Genomic DNA, 858 nt, shown 5'->3' on the forward strand with positions numbered 1-858 from the left:
GCGAAACATATAATGGAAAAACTATTTAGGAGGCGAATCATGTTAATGTTGAAAAATTTAGGTTCCGCACTGGCGGCAGTTGCCGTATTGGGTTTGGGTGCTTATTCTGCCGAGGTGGCAGCCAAGCCGCATGGCCCTCATGTGAATAAACACCAGCCAGCGAAGAAAAACAAATTGCATCCTGCTTGCAAGAGATACCTTGAGCGTCGTGCCGCTTGGTATCGCTATAAGGGCAACAAGGCCGAGTTGAGGGAAAACCATAAAGCGGCAAAAGCGTTCCGCGGTTTGCCTTATGCCGAGCAAAAAATCCAATGCCAAGCCGCTTATCAGGCATTTGATGATTTTGATCACGGCAAATTCCGCCGCCGTTAATCGTCTGATTTAAACAAAGGCCGTCTGAATGTTTCAGACGGCCTTTGATATTTATTTCTCAACAATGATTTTGTTTTCGGCTTGAGGCTCGTATTGGGTGGATTCATCACCGTAATACAACACGCCCAGCTTGATGGGGATGCGGCCTTGCGATTTGCGGTGGGCATTGGAGTCGCGCAGGGAGTAGGCGCAACCGCAATATTCTTGTTGGTAGAAATGCTCGCGCTTGCTGATTTCAATCATGCGTGCGCTGCCGCCGCCTTTGCGCCAGTTGAAATCCCAATAAACCAAGTCATCGTACGGCTCTGCAGCGCGATGGCCGCAGCCGTTGATCTGTTTCATGTCTTTCCAGCGTGAAATGCCCAGTGAGCTGGTGAAAACATGAAAGCCGTTTTCATGGGCATATTGTGCCGCTTTTTCAAAACGCATATCGAAACACATGGTGCAGCGGATACCGCGTTCGGGTTCAAATTCCATGCCTTTGGC

The 858-nt window shown here is 49.2% G+C and carries 2 protein-coding genes; one reads left to right on the forward strand and one right to left on the reverse strand.

The window, feature by feature from the left end:
- Window positions 1-39 precede the first annotated feature (39 nt).
- Window positions 40-372, forward strand: coding sequence for a stress response protein (locus tag ACTHS3_RS15855; RefSeq protein WP_070608983.1), 333 nt, complete (start codon window positions 40-42; stop codon window positions 370-372).
- A gap of 51 nt (window positions 373-423) precedes the next feature.
- On the opposite strand, the gene ACTHS3_RS15860 is transcribed toward ACTHS3_RS15855, so the two are convergent.
- Window positions 424-858, reverse strand: a 435-nt coding sequence (locus ACTHS3_RS15860) for an epoxyqueuosine reductase QueH (RefSeq protein WP_440368487.1), incomplete at its 5' end; no start/stop codon positions are given.

The sequence above is a fragment of the Neisseria sp. P0009.S007 genome, from assembly GCF_051962515.1.